This is a genomic window from Actinoplanes sp. NPDC024001 (assembly GCF_040638955.1).
In the GTDB taxonomy this organism is placed as follows: domain Bacteria; phylum Actinomycetota; class Actinomycetes; order Mycobacteriales; family Micromonosporaceae; genus Actinoplanes.
The window spans coordinates 26,342-42,734 of the sequence record NZ_JBEZZB010000086.1; the positions used below are offsets into that span (position 1 = coordinate 26,342).

Annotated in this window: 14 protein-coding genes; 8 read left to right on the forward strand and 6 right to left on the reverse strand. The window is 69.0% G+C overall.

The window, feature by feature from the left end:
• Positions 1-2 precede the first annotated feature (2 nt).
• Positions 3-473, reverse strand: a complete 471-nt coding sequence (locus tag AB0F81_RS29565) for a cyclic nucleotide-binding domain-containing protein (RefSeq protein WP_360202463.1) — start codon at positions 471-473, stop codon at positions 3-5.
• 157 nt (positions 474-630) lie between these two features.
• Here AB0F81_RS29565 and AB0F81_RS29570 point away from each other — a divergent pair, with 157 nt between their 5' ends.
• From AB0F81_RS29570 to AB0F81_RS29605, 8 genes are all read left to right on the forward strand, one after another.
• Positions 631-2,067: a DUF4389 domain-containing protein gene (locus tag AB0F81_RS29570; RefSeq protein WP_360202465.1), complete on the forward strand. Its 1,437-nt coding sequence runs from the start codon at positions 631-633 to the stop codon at positions 2,065-2,067.
• A 111-nt stretch (positions 2,068-2,178) separates the two neighbouring features.
• Positions 2,179-4,821 (forward strand): pyruvate, phosphate dikinase, encoded by a 2,643-nt coding sequence (gene ppdK / locus AB0F81_RS29575; RefSeq protein ID WP_360202467.1) that lies wholly within the window; start codon positions 2,179-2,181, stop codon positions 4,819-4,821.
• Positions 4,822-4,832: 11 nt separating this feature from the next.
• Positions 4,833-5,174 (forward strand): hypothetical protein, encoded by a 342-nt coding sequence (locus AB0F81_RS29580; protein WP_360202469.1) that lies wholly within the window; start codon positions 4,833-4,835, stop codon positions 5,172-5,174.
• Between the two features lie 203 nt (positions 5,175-5,377).
• The gene (locus tag AB0F81_RS29585; RefSeq protein WP_360202470.1) at positions 5,378-6,265 is read left to right on the forward strand and encodes a universal stress protein; all 888 of its coding nucleotides are present in this window, start codon (positions 5,378-5,380) and stop codon (positions 6,263-6,265) included.
• A complete protein-coding gene (locus AB0F81_RS29590; RefSeq protein WP_360202471.1) occupies positions 6,262-8,928 on the forward strand; it encodes a GNAT family N-acetyltransferase in 2,667 nt (888 codons plus the stop codon). Before AB0F81_RS29585 ends, AB0F81_RS29590 begins: the two co-directional genes overlap by 4 nt.
• A 19-nt stretch (positions 8,929-8,947) precedes the next feature.
• Positions 8,948-9,421, forward strand: coding sequence for a universal stress protein (locus tag AB0F81_RS29595; protein WP_360202473.1), 474 nt, complete (start codon positions 8,948-8,950; stop codon positions 9,419-9,421).
• Positions 9,422-9,433: 12 nt separating this feature from the next.
• The gene (locus AB0F81_RS29600) at positions 9,434-9,934 is read left to right on the forward strand and encodes a flavodoxin domain-containing protein (protein WP_360202475.1); all 501 of its coding nucleotides are present in this window, start codon (positions 9,434-9,436) and stop codon (positions 9,932-9,934) included.
• On the forward strand, positions 9,931-11,433 hold the full coding sequence (locus tag AB0F81_RS29605) for an alpha/beta hydrolase (protein WP_360202477.1): 1,503 nt from the start codon (positions 9,931-9,933) through the stop codon (positions 11,431-11,433). Before AB0F81_RS29600 ends, AB0F81_RS29605 begins: the two co-directional genes overlap by 4 nt.
• A 371-nt stretch (positions 11,434-11,804) precedes the next feature.
• Here the strand turns inward: AB0F81_RS29605 and AB0F81_RS29610 are convergent, their stop codons facing one another.
• The 5 genes from AB0F81_RS29610 to AB0F81_RS29630 all read right to left on the reverse strand — a co-directional run bounded on the left by AB0F81_RS29610 (position 11,805) and on the right by AB0F81_RS29630 (position 16,281).
• Entirely contained in the window at positions 11,805-12,140 is a 336-nt protein-coding gene (locus AB0F81_RS29610; protein WP_360202479.1) for an STAS domain-containing protein, read from the reverse strand.
• Positions 12,141-12,939: 799 nt separating this feature from the next.
• Positions 12,940-14,874 (reverse strand): hypothetical protein, encoded by a 1,935-nt coding sequence (locus AB0F81_RS29615; protein WP_360202481.1) that lies wholly within the window; start codon positions 14,872-14,874, stop codon positions 12,940-12,942.
• The gene (locus AB0F81_RS29620; RefSeq protein ID WP_360202483.1) at positions 14,875-15,417 is read right to left on the reverse strand and encodes a hypothetical protein; all 543 of its coding nucleotides are present in this window, start codon (positions 15,415-15,417) and stop codon (positions 14,875-14,877) included.
• Positions 15,417-15,893: a hypothetical protein gene (locus AB0F81_RS29625; protein ID WP_360202485.1), complete on the reverse strand. Its 477-nt coding sequence runs from the start codon at positions 15,891-15,893 to the stop codon at positions 15,417-15,419. Before AB0F81_RS29625 ends, AB0F81_RS29620 begins: the two co-directional genes overlap by 1 nt.
• A 10-nt stretch (positions 15,894-15,903) precedes the next feature.
• Entirely contained in the window at positions 15,904-16,281 is a 378-nt protein-coding gene (locus AB0F81_RS29630) for a hypothetical protein (protein ID WP_360202487.1), read from the reverse strand.
• Positions 16,282-16,393: the final 112 nt, after the last annotated feature.

Consider the following 16,393-nt stretch of genomic DNA (forward strand, 5'->3'; position numbering starts at 1 on the left):
GTTCAGCCCGGCGGGTACGCACTCAGCTCCGCCAGCCGCAGCCGCGCCGATTGGAAGCCGGCGCCCACCTTCGCCAGCAGACGCGCGTAGAGCTGACGTCCCAGTTCGGGTTCGTCGGCGGTGAGACCGCGGATGCCGGTGGAATAGAACTCGACCGCGTACACCGGCTCGATGGCCACCACGCCGAACGTCCATCGGTGCGGCGGGATCAGCGACTCCCAGCCGGCGATCGCACCGGGGCCGAGCCGGTCCACCACGATGTCGCCGCGTCCGGGCACGTGCAGGTCGAGCGTCACGACACCAGCGTGGATCAAGCACAGCCGGGTGGCGGGCTCCTCCTCACGGAACAGCCGATCACCGGCCGCATAGGTCACCGGATGGCAGCAGATCGCCAACCGGCGGAGCCACTCGGCCGGGAAGTCGGCCACCAGGTCATGCACCGCCAGCAGGTCGAACGTGGTCAAGAACGCCATGGCCGCCTCCCGGAGGTCACTTCGGTGGCGACGCTACGGCCGCCGCCGCGGCACGCACAGGGCCGGATGACCCCAGGACACCTCCACAAACCGTGACTTCCGGCCCTGCCCTGCGCCGGTAGGGCGCGTTGTGCTGGGAGAGAAGTTGGGAGGTGTCATGAATCTCTACCCGCTGCGGGTGGAGGCGCGCCGCGACGAATCCCTGAGCCGCTGGCTCTGGCTCGTCAAGTGGCTGCTGCTCATCCCGCACTATCTGGCGCTGCTGGTGCTCTGGACCGGTCTAGTGGTGCTCACCCTGGTGGCCTACCTGGCGGTGCTGATCACCGGCCGTTGCCCGGCGCCGATCCGCGCCTACAACCTGGGGGTGCTGCGCTGGACCTGGCGTGTCGGTTACTACGGCTATCAGGCCCTCGGCACGGACGCCTATCCGCCGTTCACCCTCGCTGACATCCCGGACTACCCGGCCCGGCTGCGGCTCGATGCCGAGGAGACGCCGCCACGCTGGCTTCCCCTGGTCGCGTGGCTGTTCGCGATGCCGCACCTGCTGATCCTCGGGGCGTTGAGCGGCGCGGCGAACCGTACGATCAGCGAAAGCAACGCCGTGGTGTACGGCCCGCCCAGCGTCGTCGGGGCGGTGCTGTTGATCGCTGCTCTCGCGCTGCTGTTCACCGGACGATACCCGCGTGGGTTGCACGACCTTCTGGTCGGCATCGCCCGCTGGGGTCTGCGGGTGGCCGCCTACCTGACCCTGCTTACCCCGCGCTACCCGCCGTTCCGGCTGGACCAAGGCGGCTACGAGCCCGATCCGGTTCCCGACGGCCCGGTCGAGGCTGAACCGCCACGCCAGGGCGCGGTCGCCGGTTCGGTCGCCGGTTCGGTGGTGGCGCTGGTCGCCGGCGTGCTGCTGCTTGCCCCGGCCACGGGTCTCGGCATCGGCGGCGGCGTGCTGCTGGCCGTCGACTCCAGCCGTGACCAGGCGGGCTTCGTGACCAGCCCAACGCTGATGCTGGACAGCAGCACCGCTGCGATCACCGCCGAGAACCTCACCATCACCGACACCGGCGTGTGGACCCGTGAGGTCGCCGACGTCGGTGGGCTGCGGGTGACCGCCGCTTCACCGTCCGGCCGGCCGGTGTTCGTCGGGGTCGCTCCGCAGTCGGCGGTCGACGCGTGGCTTGCCAGCACCGCACACGACCGGCTGATCGGTCTGAACTCCGGCCGGCCAGTCTACGACCGCGCCCCAGGCGCGGTGCGTGCGGTAAGCGACCCAGCCGACCAGGGCTTCTGGCTGGCGCAGGCGACTGGGCCGGGCACCGTGTCCCTGCAATGGGACGTGACGGACGGCAGGTACGCCGTAGTCGTCGCGAACGCCGACGGCTCCCCCGGTGTCTCCGCCGATACCCGCGCGGCCGTGCAGGTCCCGGGTCTCGCGGCGCTCGGCGCCGGGCTGCTCGCCACCGGAATCGTGCTCTTCCTCGTCGCGGTGGCGCTGATCGTCCTCGGCGGCGTCGGACTCGGCCGCAGGCACGAACCGCCACCGATGGGACCGATCGGCCCGGCACCGAAGCTGACCCCCCTCGCGCCCACCACCTAGAGATCGATGTCGCTGGTTGGGACCTCCGGCCCTGCCGTACGGGCCGGAGGTGGCGATACCAAGGAGGGAGAGGCGGGACGCCCCGCCACCGGATCTCGAGGCAGGTACAGGATGTCCCGCTACGTATACGACTTCGTCGAAGGCAACAAGGATCTGAAGGACCTGCTCGGCGGCAAGGGCGCCAATCTTGCGGAGATGACCCGGATGGGTCTGCCGGTGCCGCCGGGCTTCACCATCACCACCGAGGCTTGCCGCGAGTACCTCCGCACCGGAGCACCGCCGGACGGGCTGTTCAAGGAGGTGGAGGACCACCTGCAGCTGGTGCAGGCGGGCCTGGGCAAGCGGCTCGGTGACGCTTCCGACCCGCTGCTGCTGTCGGTGCGCTCCGGCGGCAAGTTCTCGATGCCCGGCATGATGGAGACGATCCTGGACATCGGCCTCAACGACACCACTGTGCTGGGCTTGGCGGCACGCAGCGGGGACGAGCGGTTCGCGTGGGACTCGTACCGGCGGCTGATCCAGATGTTCGGCAAGACCGTCTACGGGGTACCCGGCGAACTTTTCGAGGAGGAGCTGGCCGCGGCCGGCCCGGAACCCGACGCGGCCGCGCTTCGTCAACTGGTCGCGGCGTACCAGAAGATCTTCGCCGCGCACACCGGCCGGGATTTCCCCCAAGCACCGCATGACCAGCTGTACTCGGCGATCACCGCGGTGTTCCAGTCGTGGAACGCCGAACGGGCCGTCCTGTACCGCCGGCAGGAACGCATCCCGCAAGAGTCGGGCACCGCAGTGAACGTGATGGCGATGGTCTTCGGCAACCGCGGGTCCACCTCCGGCAGTGGCGTGGCGTTCACCCGTGACCCGGCGACCGGACGCCGCGGCGCCTACGGCGACTACCTGCCGAACGCCCAAGGCGAGGACGTCGTCGCCGGCATCCGCAACACCATGGGTCTGGGGGATCTCGCGGAGATCGACCCGGCGAGCCACACCCAGCTGCTGTCGATCATGGAGAAGCTGGAGCAGCGCTACCGCGACCTGTGCGACATCGAGTTCACCATCGAGGACGGCAAGCTCTGGATGTTGCAGACCCGGGTCGGCAAGCGCACTCCCGCGGCCGCGTTCGTGATCGCCGCCCAACTCGTCGAGGAGGGCGTCATCAGCCTCGACGAAGCCGTGCGGCGGGTCACCGGCGAGCAGTTGGCCAACCTGATGTTCCCCAGTTTCGACGATGCCGCCGCTCCGCAGCCGCTGGCCACCGGCGTGCCGGCCTCCCCCGGCGCCGCTGTCGGCGCGATCGTCTTCGACTCTCCGGCGGCCGCCGCCGCCTCCGAACCGGTGATCCTCATCCGGCACGAGACCAACCCCGACGACCTGCCCGGCATGATCGCCGCCCAGGGCATCCTCACCAGCCGCGGCGGCAAGACTTCGCACGCCGCAGTGGTAGCCCGTGGCATGGGCAAGACCTGCGTGTGCGGTGCCGAGGACCTGCTGGTCGACGCCACCGCCGGCACGCTGACGGTCGGCGAAACGGTGCTGCGCGCCGGTGACGTGATCTCCCTGGACGGCACGACCGGCCGGGTCTACGCCGGCGCGGTGCCGGTGCGCCCGTCGCCCGTGGTCCGCTGGTTCGAGGGCGAGATCTCCGCGATCGGTGACCCGCTGCTCGCCGCCGTGCAGCGGCTGATGACCCACGCCGATCACGTCGCCCGGCTCGAGGTGCACGCCAACGCCGACACCGCCGCCGACGCCCGCCGGGCCCGCCGCTTCGGCGCCACCGGCATCGGCCTGTGCCGCACCGAGCACATGTTCCTCGGGCCGCGCCGCGAGCTCGTCGAACGACTCATCCTGGCCGGCACCGACACCGAACGCGAAACCGCGCTCGCCGCACTGCTCCCGCTGCAGCGCGACGACTTCGTCGACCTGTTCGAGGCGATGGACGGCTTGCCGGTCACCGTCCGGCTCATCGACCCGCCGCTGCACGAGTTCCTGCCCTCGCTGGAGGAGCTCACCGCGCGGGTCGCGCGGGCCGAAGCCCTCGGCCAGAACCCGGGCGACGACGGCCGGCTCCTCACGGCGGTGCGCCGCATGCACGAGCAGAACCCGATGCTGGGGCTGCGCGGCGTACGCCTCGGTCTGGTTGTTCCCGGCCTGTTCGCCATGCAGGTCCGGGCGATCGCGCAGGCCGCCGCGGCGCGGGTCGCCGCCGGCGGCGACCCGCAGCCGGAGATCATGGTTCCGCTGGTCGGCGCGGTGCAGGAACTGGAGATCGTACGCGCGGAAGCCGAGCGCGTCCTGTCGGAAGTCGAGGGCGTCCCGCATATCCGGATCGGCACCATGATCGAAGTACCACGAGCCGCCCTGACCGCCGGCCAGATCGCGCAGGCGGCCGACTTCTTCTCCTTCGGCACCAATGACCTGACCCAGATGACCTGGGGATTCTCCCGCGACGACGTGGAGGGCTCGTTCTTCGGCCGCTACCTGGAACTCGGCGTGTTCGGTGCCTCACCGTTCGAGACCCTCGACGCGTCCGGGGTCGGCGAACTGGTTCGCATCGCCGTGGAACGTGGCCGCGCCCACCGGCCGGAGCTGACCGTCGGCGTCTGCGGCGAGCACGGTGGCGACCCCGCGTCGGTGCGGTTCTTCCACGACGCCGGCCTTGACTACGTGTCCTGCTCGCCGTACCGGGTGCCGATCGCCCGGCTGGAGGCGGGCCGCGCCGCAGCCGGTGACGGGCCGGCATCCGACAGCCGATAGGAGCCAGAACCATGACCAGCATGCTCGACGAACGGCGCGCACCTCAGCCGGTGCGCGCCGGGCGGCGCGAGATCGGGGCGTACGCGCCCGGCCCCGACCGCCCAGTGTTCGTGCCGGCAGTGGATGTGACCGCCATCGTGGTCGCGTCCCTGACCGCCGCCACCGTGATCGCGGTCGCCGTATCCGCCGGCATCGCCGCGCGCCGCCGCCCCGCGATCGGCACGGTGACCATGGGACCAGGCGGCTGGGTCAGCCTGAGGAACAGCAGCGCCCCGGCGTTGCGGGCCGCGCCACCCGCCAGCCGGCCGTGGTGGGCGCGCATCCTGCGCGCCCGGCCTCTGGTCGTCGGCTGACCGACCGGTCGGTCGGTTCTCCGGGCCGTCATCCGGCGCCGGGCCCATGCCGAGTCCGGGCAAGCGGCTGATCGCCGGCCTGGCCCGCGAGGTGACCCCCTCCGGGACACGGGACTCACGGCCTACCCCAGCAGGTCGTATCACCCTGCCGCGACACATCGACGCGGATCACGCTGGAGGTAGAGAACGGCGAAGGAGGAACCATGCGCACCCCAGCGATCGTCGTCGCAGTCGACGGCACCGATCCCAGCCGAGCGGCCGCGCGATGGGCCGCACGGGAGGCGGAACTCACCAACCAGCCGCTGCGGCTCACCCACGTCATGGACTGGGACTGGGCGGCCGGGCGCAATGACTTCGGCGGCCAGCATTTCGAGACGGCACGCAGGTTCGCGGAGAACATCGCGGCCCGCGCGGCGCATGACGCGAAGACCGCCGCACCCGATATCGATGTGGACACCAACGTGGCGATCGGCGACGCGGCAGCTCAGTTGATCATCGGCTCCGAAGAGGCGAGCCTGCTGGTGCTCGGCAATCGCGGCCACGGCGGGTTCGCAGGCCTGCACCTCGGGTCGGTCAGTCAGCGGGTGGCCATGCACGCCAAGTGCCCGATCGTCGTGGTCCGGGGACGGACGGATCCGACACAAGGGCCTGTCGCGGTGGGTGTCGACGACGCCGGCTCCGCCGACGAGGTACTGGAGGCGGCGTTCACCGCGGCACGGGCACGCGGCACATCCCTGGCCGTGATCCGCTCGTTCCTGCCGGCCGTGCCGCCGTACTGGGGCCACCTCCCGCCGGCCCAGGTGCACATTCCTGAGCAGGACATTCCCGAACGGGCCAGGGTGACCGCTCAGGTGGCGCCGTGGCGAGAGAAGTTCCCGGACGTGCCGGTGGAGATCCTGATGTCGCACGACAGCGCCGCGGCCCTGCTGGTCGGCGTCTCCCACGGCGCGCAACTGGTAGTGGTCGGCAGCCGCGGTCACGGCGTGATCGCCGGAACCGTGCTCGGCTCCACCGGCCTGCAACTGCTGCACCACGCCGACTGCCCGGTCCTGATCGTGCGCCCGCACGGCAACCGGGACAGCAGGCGATGACCGCGCCCGGCCGGGCGCTCCCCGGCACCGACACGGTCGACGCGCTGACCGCCGACGGCGGCATCGTCTCGATCCGGCCCATCATGGCGTCGGACCACCCGGCCGTGGCGGCCCTGCACGAGAACGCGTCGGCGGCCAATCTGCGGCTGCGGTTCTTCGCCCAGCCCAGCGCCGCCACCCTCGCCGCCGAGACCAACCGGCTATGCCGGCCCGAATCGGACGATCACGTGAACGTCCTCGCTTACGAAGGCGAAGAACTGGTCGGTGTCGCCTCCGCCGAGCGGCTCGGCGAGCGGCCCCGCGCCGAGTTCGCGGTCTTCGTCGCCGACCGCCACCACGGGCGCGGCATCGGCACGCTGCTGTTAGAGCACCTCGCGGCACGCTGCCGCCAGCACGAGATCACCGAACTCGTCGGCGAGGTGCTGTCCGGAAACACCGACATGCTGCGCGTCGCGCGAGATCTGAGCTCGCGAGCCCGGCGCCACTTCGACCATGGCGTCGTCGACGTGACCCTGCAGATCGGCGGCGACGAGCAGACCGATCTGGTCGTGGACGAGCGCGACCGCTTCGCCGAACGCGCCTCGCTGCGCGCCCTGCTCAGCCCGGCATCGGTCGCCGTCGTGGGCGCCGGCCGGCGGCCCGGCAGCGTCGGCCGTGAGACCCTGCAGTCGCTGCTGGACTACGGCTTCACCGGCACCCTGTACGCGGTCAACGGCCGTGGTACTCCGATCGGCGCGGTGCCCGGCTACCGCAGCCTGCTCGATCTACCGGGCCCGGTCGACCTGCTCGTCGTCGCCGTGCCTGCCGAACAGGTCGCCGGTGTGCTCGCCGACGGCGCCCATGCGGGTGCACACGCCGCCATCGTGCTCAGCGCCGGCTTCGGTGAATCGGGCCCGGACGGACGTAAACGTCAAGCCGACTTGGTACGGGTGGCCCGGTCCCACGGCATCCGCCTGGTGGGCCCCAACTGCCTCGGGGTTTTCAACTCCGATCCGCAGGTCCGTCTCGCCGCCGGCTTCGCCCCGGCATCCCCGCCGCGCGGCGGGCTGGGAGTCGCCGCCCAGTCCGGTGCGGTAGCGATCGCCGTGCTCGACCATGCCGCCCGCTCGGGTACCGGCGTGTCCACCGTGGTCTCGCTCGGCAACAAGGCCGATGTGAGCGGCAACGACCTGATCGCCTACTGGTACGACGACCCGGCCACCCGGGCAGTCGCCCTGTATCTCGAGTCGTTCGGCAATCCGCGCAAGTTTGCGCGTACCGTGCGTGCCCTGTCGCGGCGCAAGCCGGTGCTGGCCCTCAAGAGTGGCCGCTCGGCCGCCGGCCGGCGGGCCGGAGCCTCGCACACCGCAGCCGCAGCCGCCCCGGCAGCCACTGTCGATGCCTTGTTCGCCCAGGCCGGTGTGGTCCGCACGGAGACCCTCGGTGAGCTGTTGGATGCCGCGCGGATGCTCACCGACCAGCCCCTGCCCGCCGGGGCGAGGCTGGTGGTGGTGAGCAACGCCGGTGGGCTGAACGTGCTCGCCGCCGACGCGGCGGAGTCGGCCGGACTACATCTGCCGGTGACCGATCCGGCTCTGCACGATAATCCGCTCGATCTGGGCGCTGGCGCGTCGCCGGAGGAGTTCGCCGCTGCCGCCGAGGCAGCCGTCGGCAGCGGCTCCGCGGACATGCTGCTGCTGATCGTGGTCTGCACCCGGGCGAACCGAGCCGCGCAGATCCTGCGAGAGCTGGGCCATGTCGTGGACCGCCACCCGGATCTGAGCGTCGCCGCTGTGGTGACCGGCGGCATCGGTCTGCCGAACCGGCTCGGCACTCGTGGCGCGCCCGTCTACGACCTGCCGGAACAAGCCGTACGCGCCCTCGCGCACGCCGCGTCGTACGCCGCCTGGCGGCGCCGTCCGCTCGGCGGGCGCGCCGAGTTGACCGGCGTCGACCGGCAACGGGCACGACACCTCATCGATAGGGCACTCGAGGAAACGCGTGGTTGGCAGACCTATCAGCGGACCGCGGAGATACTCGCCGCGTACGGGATAAACGCCGTACCCGCCGTGGTCGCCGCCGACGCGCGCGCAGCCGCCGACGCCGCCGAACAGTTCGGTGGTCCGGTCGTGCTGAAGTCGGCCGACCCCGATCTGATCCACAAGAGCGACACCGGCGGGGTACGCACCGGCCTGATCGGGAATGCAGCCGTACGGAACGCGTTCGCCGCGGTCGCCGCGGCCGGCCAGCCAGGACGCGGCGTACTGGTGCAGCCGCAGCTGACCGCACCTGTCGAGCTCGTCGCCGGGCTGGTGCACGATCCGCTGTTCGGGTCCCTGGTGCTGCTCGGCCTCGGCGGAGTGCAGACCGACCTGCTCGGCGACCGCGCCCTGCAACTGGTCCCGATGACGGACCTGGACGCCGGCCGGATGTGGCGTTCCCTGCGCAGCGCGGCACTTCTCACCGGCTACCGCGGAGCACCCCCGATCGACATCGCCGCCCTTGAGGACCTGCTGCTGCGGCTGAGCCGGCTCGCCGAGGACCATCCCGAGATCGCTGAACTCGACCTCAACCCCGTGCTCGCCGGGCCGGACGGGATACACCCGGTCGACGCCAAGCTGCGCCTCGCACCGATCGGCAGCGAACCCGACCCGGTGCTGCGGCGGCTGCGCGACCCGGACTGATCTCGGCGAAGGGAGCAACGTGAACACCAACCAGCTGATCGTCGTCGGGGTGGATGGCTCCGACGGTGGTCGCCGCGCGCTCGACTGGGCGGTCCGGGAAGCCGCCGCCCGTGGCAGCGCCGTCCAGGCGGTGATGGCGTGGTCCTGGGACGGCTTCGGCTACGGGCCGGTCGCCGCCATCACCCGGGACGAGGCGCAGCAACGCGCCACCGAGGTTATCGACACCCAGGTCCGCGAGATCATCACCCGGCACGGGTCACACCTGCCCATCGCGGCCAAAGCCATCGAGGGACGCCCCGCCGACGTGCTCACCGCGGCCGCACGCAACGCCGGCCTGCTCGTGCTGGGCAGCCACGGCCACAGCGCGGTGCGGCACACCGTCCTCGGCTCGGTCAGCGCTGAGTGCATCCGCAAAGCCACCTGCCCGGTCGTGGTCCTGCCGGTCCACACCGACCAAACCGCACCGGTACGCGAACCGGTGCCCCGGAATTGAAGGAGATCCACCATGAAGGCACTGGTGGTCTACGAATCCATGTTCGGCAACACCGCCGCGGTCGCCCAAGCGGTCGCCGACGGCCTCGCCGACACCTACGACGTCACCCTCGCCGACGTGCAGGACCTGCCGCCGGCAGCCGAAGCCGATCTGCTCGTGGTCGGGGGACCGACCCACGCCTTCGGCATGAGCCGGCCCGCCACCCGCACCGACGCCGTCAAACAGGGCGAAGTCCGCGCCGGCGCCGAGAAGGCCGGCATCCGCGAGTATCTCGACAGCTCGCCCCCACTCGCCGGGATGCCGGTGGCCGCCTTCGACACCAAGGTGAAGATGCGGTTCCTGCCCGGCTCCGCGGCCCGCAAGGCCCTACGCCAATTGCGGAGCCTCGGCGGGCGGCCAGTGGTGCCGGCGGAGAACTTCCGGGTCGACGGCACGACCGGCCCGCTGCTGAACGGGGAACTCGACCGCGCCCGCCAGTGGGCGCAAGGCGTCGCCGCGGCGAGCTCACGATGATCCCCACCCTGCCGCGGCCGGCTCCGCCTGCCGTGGACACCCCCACGACCCGCCATGCCACCGCGCCGGCTGTGCTCGCCGGGTTGGTCGTCGCCGCATCCGGCGTGCTGGCAGCCGCCCTCATGCCACGCGGCCCGGTCACCGGAACGGAGGTGCTGGCGCTGCTGATCGGAGCCGCCCTGGTAGGCGTGCTGGCCGGCCGACTCACCCGTTCCCGGTGGATGATCATCGGGGCGCCGGCACTGCACCTCGCAACCTGGGAACTGGCCCGCGCCACGATCTTCGAGCTGGAGGGTCCGTCCTTCGACCAGCCCCGCTTCGACGTGCCGCTCGCTGTTGCGCTGTTCCTCACCGTACATCTGATGTATGGCCTGCTCACCGGAGTGCCGATGGTTATCGGCGTGCTCGGCGGGCGGGCCTTGGCGCGGCGGCGAAGCGTCGCCGCCGCGGCCAGCGGCGCGGCGCTACTGGCCGTCACGGCCGCAGGCGTGCTCCTGGTGTGGCCCGGGCGGGTCGCCCCGGTGGTCGCCGCCGACGGCACGACCGTGTCCGGCAGCGTCGCGGCACTCGAAAAGGTGCGCCTCGGCGGCACCCCGCAGTGGGTGTCGATGCGCGGCAGCAGCGCCGCGAACCCCGTGCTGCTGCACCTGTCCGGGGGCCCGGGCAGTTCCGACGTGGGGTGGGTACGAACCTTCAACCAGCCCTTGGAGCAGCGCTTCACCGTCGCGGTGTGGGATCAGCGCGGGGTCGGTAAGTCCTACCCGGCGCTCGATCCGACGGACCGGCTCACCTTGGACCGGCTGGTGGCCGACGGCGTCGAACTGTCGGCTTGGCTGGCCCGCCGCTTCGACGAGCAGAAGATCTACCTGACCGGGAATTCCTGGGGAAGCACGCTCGGCGTTCTGATGGTGCAGCGCCGGCCCGACCTGTTCCACGCCTACGTCGGCACCGGGCAGATGGTGAGCCAGCGGGAAACCGACCGGTTGCTCTACCGGCAGCTGCTCGACTACGCCGAACGCACCGGCAACGAGCGGCTGCGCGACCGGCTGGCAGTCCTGGGCGAGCCACCGTACCGCGACATTTTCGGGTACGCCCTGGTAATGGAGTACTACGACGCCCTCGAGCCGTACGAGCGGGTGCCGGCCTTCGAAACGGCGCGCGGGCTCCAGGGCTTCTTCCCGGACGAGTACAGCATCCTCGACACCTGGAACGAGGTACGCGGCTTCGCCGACATGGGCGGAACGCTCTACCCGAGGCTGCAACACATCGACTTCCGCACCGACGTGCCCGTCCTCGGCGTACCCGTCTACTTCGCGCAGGGTCGGCACGAACTGACCGCACGCAGCACGCTCGCCGACGAGTGGATCGCGCGGCTGCGGGCGCCCATCAAGCGGACCTACGTCTTCGAGCAATCCGGCCACAACCCGGACGCGGAGGAACCCGGACGCTTCAACGAGCTATTGATGAACACGGTCCTCGCCGAGACGTATCGGAGGTGAGGACACGCCACTCGAGGAGGCCTCGGGTCCGCGCCGACGAGATACGTACGTCATCAAGATGGCGCCGGGGTGGCAGACGAGGTACGGCGCGATGGGGCCGACGGCATCATCCGGACATCGCCTTGGCGCGAGATCATTCAGTGCCGTCCGCGTCCCCGCAGACAATTCTTTGACTGTCACCCCGGCTTGCAGGCTTGCCCCGACATCCTGTCCCCCGGGATCGGCGGTCGGGATACCGCTCACATAAGGGCTTCCGGCGCTTGGCTCTTGACGAGGGCGTAGTCGTCGCCGACGGATCTCGCCGATCGACAAAACAGCCGCCGAAGCGGCTCGTCGGCAGCGGTACGTCATTGCGGATGCGAGCCGAACAGTCACTCGGCTGGAGGTGGCGGCGGCTCGCTGACGGAGGTGAGTTTCTCCAGCACGCCGGTGATGGCGAGGGCACGCTGGCTTCGGCCGTGCAGATTGGTCACTTGAAATGTGCTGCCGTGACGGTGCGCGAAGGCGCGGACTTTGATGAGAACGTGAATGCCCGACGAGTCGCAGAATCCAAGTTCGTCGGCGTCGATGACCAAGCGCCGCGGGTGATGCGTCGCGAGAGTGTTCAGGACCAGTCGTTCGAGGGCGTCTGCGGTAGCCAGGTCGAGGTCGCCGGAAAGGTGCAGGCGGACGACGTCAGAGCCGCCGTGATGCACGGTGATATTCATGGCATGTCCGAGGGCGTTAGTGGCGCAGGGTGGGACCAAGGATGTGGGCGCAGATCCACGCAGACGCGGTGGCTCTGCACCGACCATCGGGCCGCGAGCGCCTCGATAACGGTCAGCCCGCGGCCACCGGTCTCGTCGGGCTCACGCCGGCGTGGGAGGACTGAGGAACCGTCGGCGACGGATACCGCCACCTCCAAGCCGTTCGCCTGAACCTCGATCGCGCGGAGTCGGGCCCGGTCGCCGCGGACGATCCCGGCTTGCCGGTGCAGCCTTCCATCGCGAACGCAACCGGCCCGGTCCTGGCCGGATCGAACCGGGTCAGCCAGCCGACCAGGTGCTCCCGGTCGGCCGGGACGATCCGGCCGCGTTCCCACTTCCCGTTCTCCTGGTCGACCCAGTCGAATGTCAGCTGCTTCCGATGGATGTCCAAGCCGCCTACGATCGACATTCGGTACCTCCTCAAGCTCCGCGACCCTCGATGTCCAACGCAGAAACCTGCGTTTGAGCTGAGGAGGCCCCCCGATTCCACCGCCGGTCAAGACCCTGAACGGCGTACATCTCGACCTCAACCCATCGACCGGGACCGGCCGATGCATGTCATCTCACATGCCGCGATCCGCTTGCGTCCGTCTCGTTGATATAAGTGGCTCCCGAGCGGCCTGCGGATGGGCCGGTTGTGTAGCAGACAAGCCGTCCAACCGTGAGTGGCCTTCGTATCTGGGGATCCGAGCCCCAAGTGGCTGCTGAGATTTCGTGATCAGCCCGTCGTGTCAACGAGTGGGTTGCTCCGACACGGTGGTTAAAGATCCTCGACCCTCTGTCCTTGGCCGACACCGGTGTTGGTGACGCCCGGAACGGTCGAGCGCTCGGAGGTCAGTTCGATCATGTTCCGGGATGTCACATGCTCGGCGGGGATGTCGTTGTCGGCCACGATCAACTGGATTCGGTCCTTGTACGCTTCTGCCAGCGTTACCAGCCGGGCATAGATCCGGCGGCCGAGTTCGCGGTCTCGATCGCCGGTGCCGATGGCTTTGCGTGGCGAGTCGATGATCAACAGGCCCGGCAGCAGTACAGCCGGATGATCGAGCGCAGTCGTCAGCAGGGTCAAGTGGTAAGCGATGTTGAGCGCCGTACTAGCACCACCACCGCTAGCCTGCAGGTCCTCAAACGCAGTGTCACCGACCAGCGGCAGGAAGGTGTCAGGATCGATGCGAGCGGCGCCGTCGGCGGGGACACCGATTAGGGCCACCTCCTCGGCGAAGGCGGCGCTGATGTCGTCTAGTTGGGCACCGCGGGCTCGCAAGAGTCTTTCGCGTTCAGTGATGTCGACCTTGAGTTGCCGGTCTGTCTTGCGGTGAGCTGCCGCCTCGCTGCGAACCTGGTCCAGCCGCCGCCACATTTCCGCATGCCGCCCAATCTCGGCGATGTCACGACGAAGCGATTCCGCCTGCCGGCTCAGTTGCGCGACCGCCTCGATCCTCGGGGAAACCGCACTAGCCGTCGCCTGGTCATATTCACGGTGAAGGGTGTCCACCACTAGGTCAGCGTGACGAGACACCGACTGAGCCTGTTGGAATGCGGTGACGTCAACGCGGAGCAGGGCTTCAGTCTCGGCTATCTGTTCCCGCACACGATCAGCGTTCTCGTCCGAGGCGTGGACATCTTCGACGTCGACCGGGGCCAAGGGCTGACAGCACAGGCGGCAGTCCGTCTCGGCGACCACCCGGTTGTCGAGATCCTGCATGCAACGCGGACAGGTGGCGAACTCGAATGGTGCGAGCAGGCCGATCGCGATGCTGCGCCGTTCGGCTTTGTCCAGATCTAGGCGCAGCTGTGAGAGAGAGGCTTCGCGGCCTCGTACGGTGACCGCGATCAGGTCGACCGCTTCGCGTCTCTGCTGGGACGCGGTCAGGGCTGCGGAGAGCTCAGCACGCCGTTGCTCTTCCACCTGGGTCAGCGCAGATACCTCGTCACGGGTTGCCCGAAGTTGGTCCTCGGCGGCCGCGAGCTGTTGAACGAGATCCATACGACGTGCCCTCAGCTCGTCGACATCGGCGACACCAGAGTCTCGTATGAACCGGTCGATCGCTGCGGCATCCTTGTCCAGTTGCTTGGCCCGGTCACGCGCGACGCCGCGAAGGCGTTTCAGTTCACGAAGCTCGGCGTCGGTCAAGCCGAACATCATCTCGAAAGCGGCGATGCGTTTCGGGTTGATGTTCGTGAGGTCGAGATGCCCCACGACCGACCGGTCGATCTCCTTGGCCTGCAGGTAGCAGTATCGGAAGATGTCCTTGAAGGTCAGGGCAACGGTGCGGGAGTTGACACCGGCCCGTGATGTCGAGACGCGCTCTACCGGAATGCCCAACGCCTCGAGGAGATACCGCGAGATGGACGGTCCGTCCGCAGGTGTCGGACTGACGGCCCAGGTGTGTTGCACTTCCTGGGAGCCAGGCTCGATGACCTCGACCACGCCGGCGGTGGCACCGATCCTGCGGCGCAGGATCAGCGACGACTCTCCTGCCTCGATAGCGAGGTCGACGTGAGTGACATGCTGGACGACGGCGGGGGTTAGGGCGGCGTTGCCGCCGAACGCATGCTTGATCAGCATCAGCAGCGTTGATTTGCCCATCGTCGTCGTGCCGGTGACGAACGTCAGCGGAGACTGGAAGTCGAACGTGTGTGACGCGGTGTTGGTCGACACGGTCAGCGATCGGATCCGGAGGTTGGTGGCCATCTAGATCTCGCTCCTGAGCGGGAGGGCGACGACGTCCGGTAGTTGCTCGTAGATCAGGTCTTTCAGTTCTTGGCCGGGCAGGTCGAAGTGCTCCCGTAGGAATCTGGCTCTCTCGGCCACGATCGCCCAAGAGCTGGTTTCTCCCAGGGCGATGCTGAGGTCGCGGCCGGCCTCGGTCAGGGTGATCTCCATAGAGCCGCCGACCCGTGCGAACGTCGCGAGCCGCTTACCGACCAGCGCACCGAGCAGCGGGTAGTAGCGGTCATCCCATGGGCCGTACTTGTAGCGGATCATGCGACTCTCCACCGCTTGCCGTTCGTCCGCCGTCGGTGCGCTGTCCTGCCAGGTAGTTCCGCCCGGCAGAAGACGTTCAGCCATCACTGGATATCGGAGCAGGAAATCAACCTTCGCCAGCTTCGTCAGGCCGCGGAAGGGCGCACCAGGCGCAGTGAACTCAGAGATGAGAATAAGTACCCGGGCTTCGTGATACAGGCTTTCCTGACGGATGGCCAGGACCGCGGCAGCAGGCAGCGGAGCTGCCATCATCCCTCCACCGGCCGTAGAAACCCGAACTTGCACATGTCGCTCAACTCGTACGCGAAGCCGAGGATATGAAAGTCGTTGAGTGGCACGGTGATCTTCTTGCCGAGTTCCGCCCTCCGCAGTTCAGAGTGCAACAGAGCCTGGAACTGAACGCCGTAGTGACCGTTACTTCCGATCAGCTGGGCCCGGATCTGGCGAACGATGTCAAGAATCTCCATCTCCAGCCGGTACTGCGTCTCGATATCCTCCGGGAAGCCGGTTCTGGCTTGTGGCCAGATGTGCAGCCAGAGGTCCCGCATACCTAGAGCGTTGGCCTGTTCGTCCTCCCCCATCATGGCGGTGCGCATCTTCTCGAGGAGACGACGCCCTCCAGGCGCACTGGGCGGTGCCTGTCCGGCGCGCAGCAGCGAGACCGAGTCACCAACGGCGCGTCGCGTACCGAGCCGGATCGCGTCTAGGACGGCGTCACGGGTCACAGTTCGCCGTTCAACCGTCTGCGCAAGCTCCGATCGCGGGTCGTAGGCGCCGGGAATCGGTGAGGTACTGGGCGAGGTCGGCGACTCGTCCGCTGTCGTCGCGGCTCGCCTCCGCGACGAGGTCGACAACCTCCTTGTAAACGTCAGCAGCAGCTGACCGCGCGAACCCGAGCTTGTCGGCCGCCGGCTCCACGATCCGCCGGATGTTGACGTCTCGGATGTCCGGTTTCGCTGGGCGCTCGCAGTCGAACTGACAGTTGTGTACGAACCGCTGGAGCATTGCGAACATGCCGGCAGGCAGGCCAGCCGGGTCGTGTCGTTTCGGTTTGGGTGGCACCGGCGCAGCAGCTTTGGGGATGTTGTTCAGGGTGGTGGACTTGGTTGCCATCTCCACCATGGCCCACGCTAAGACGGCATCTCATTTGGGGTTGTTGTAGCGCAACATCATTCGTTGTACGGGCGTGGGTGATGTAGAGAAGTACTGCCCGGATGCGTTGTGG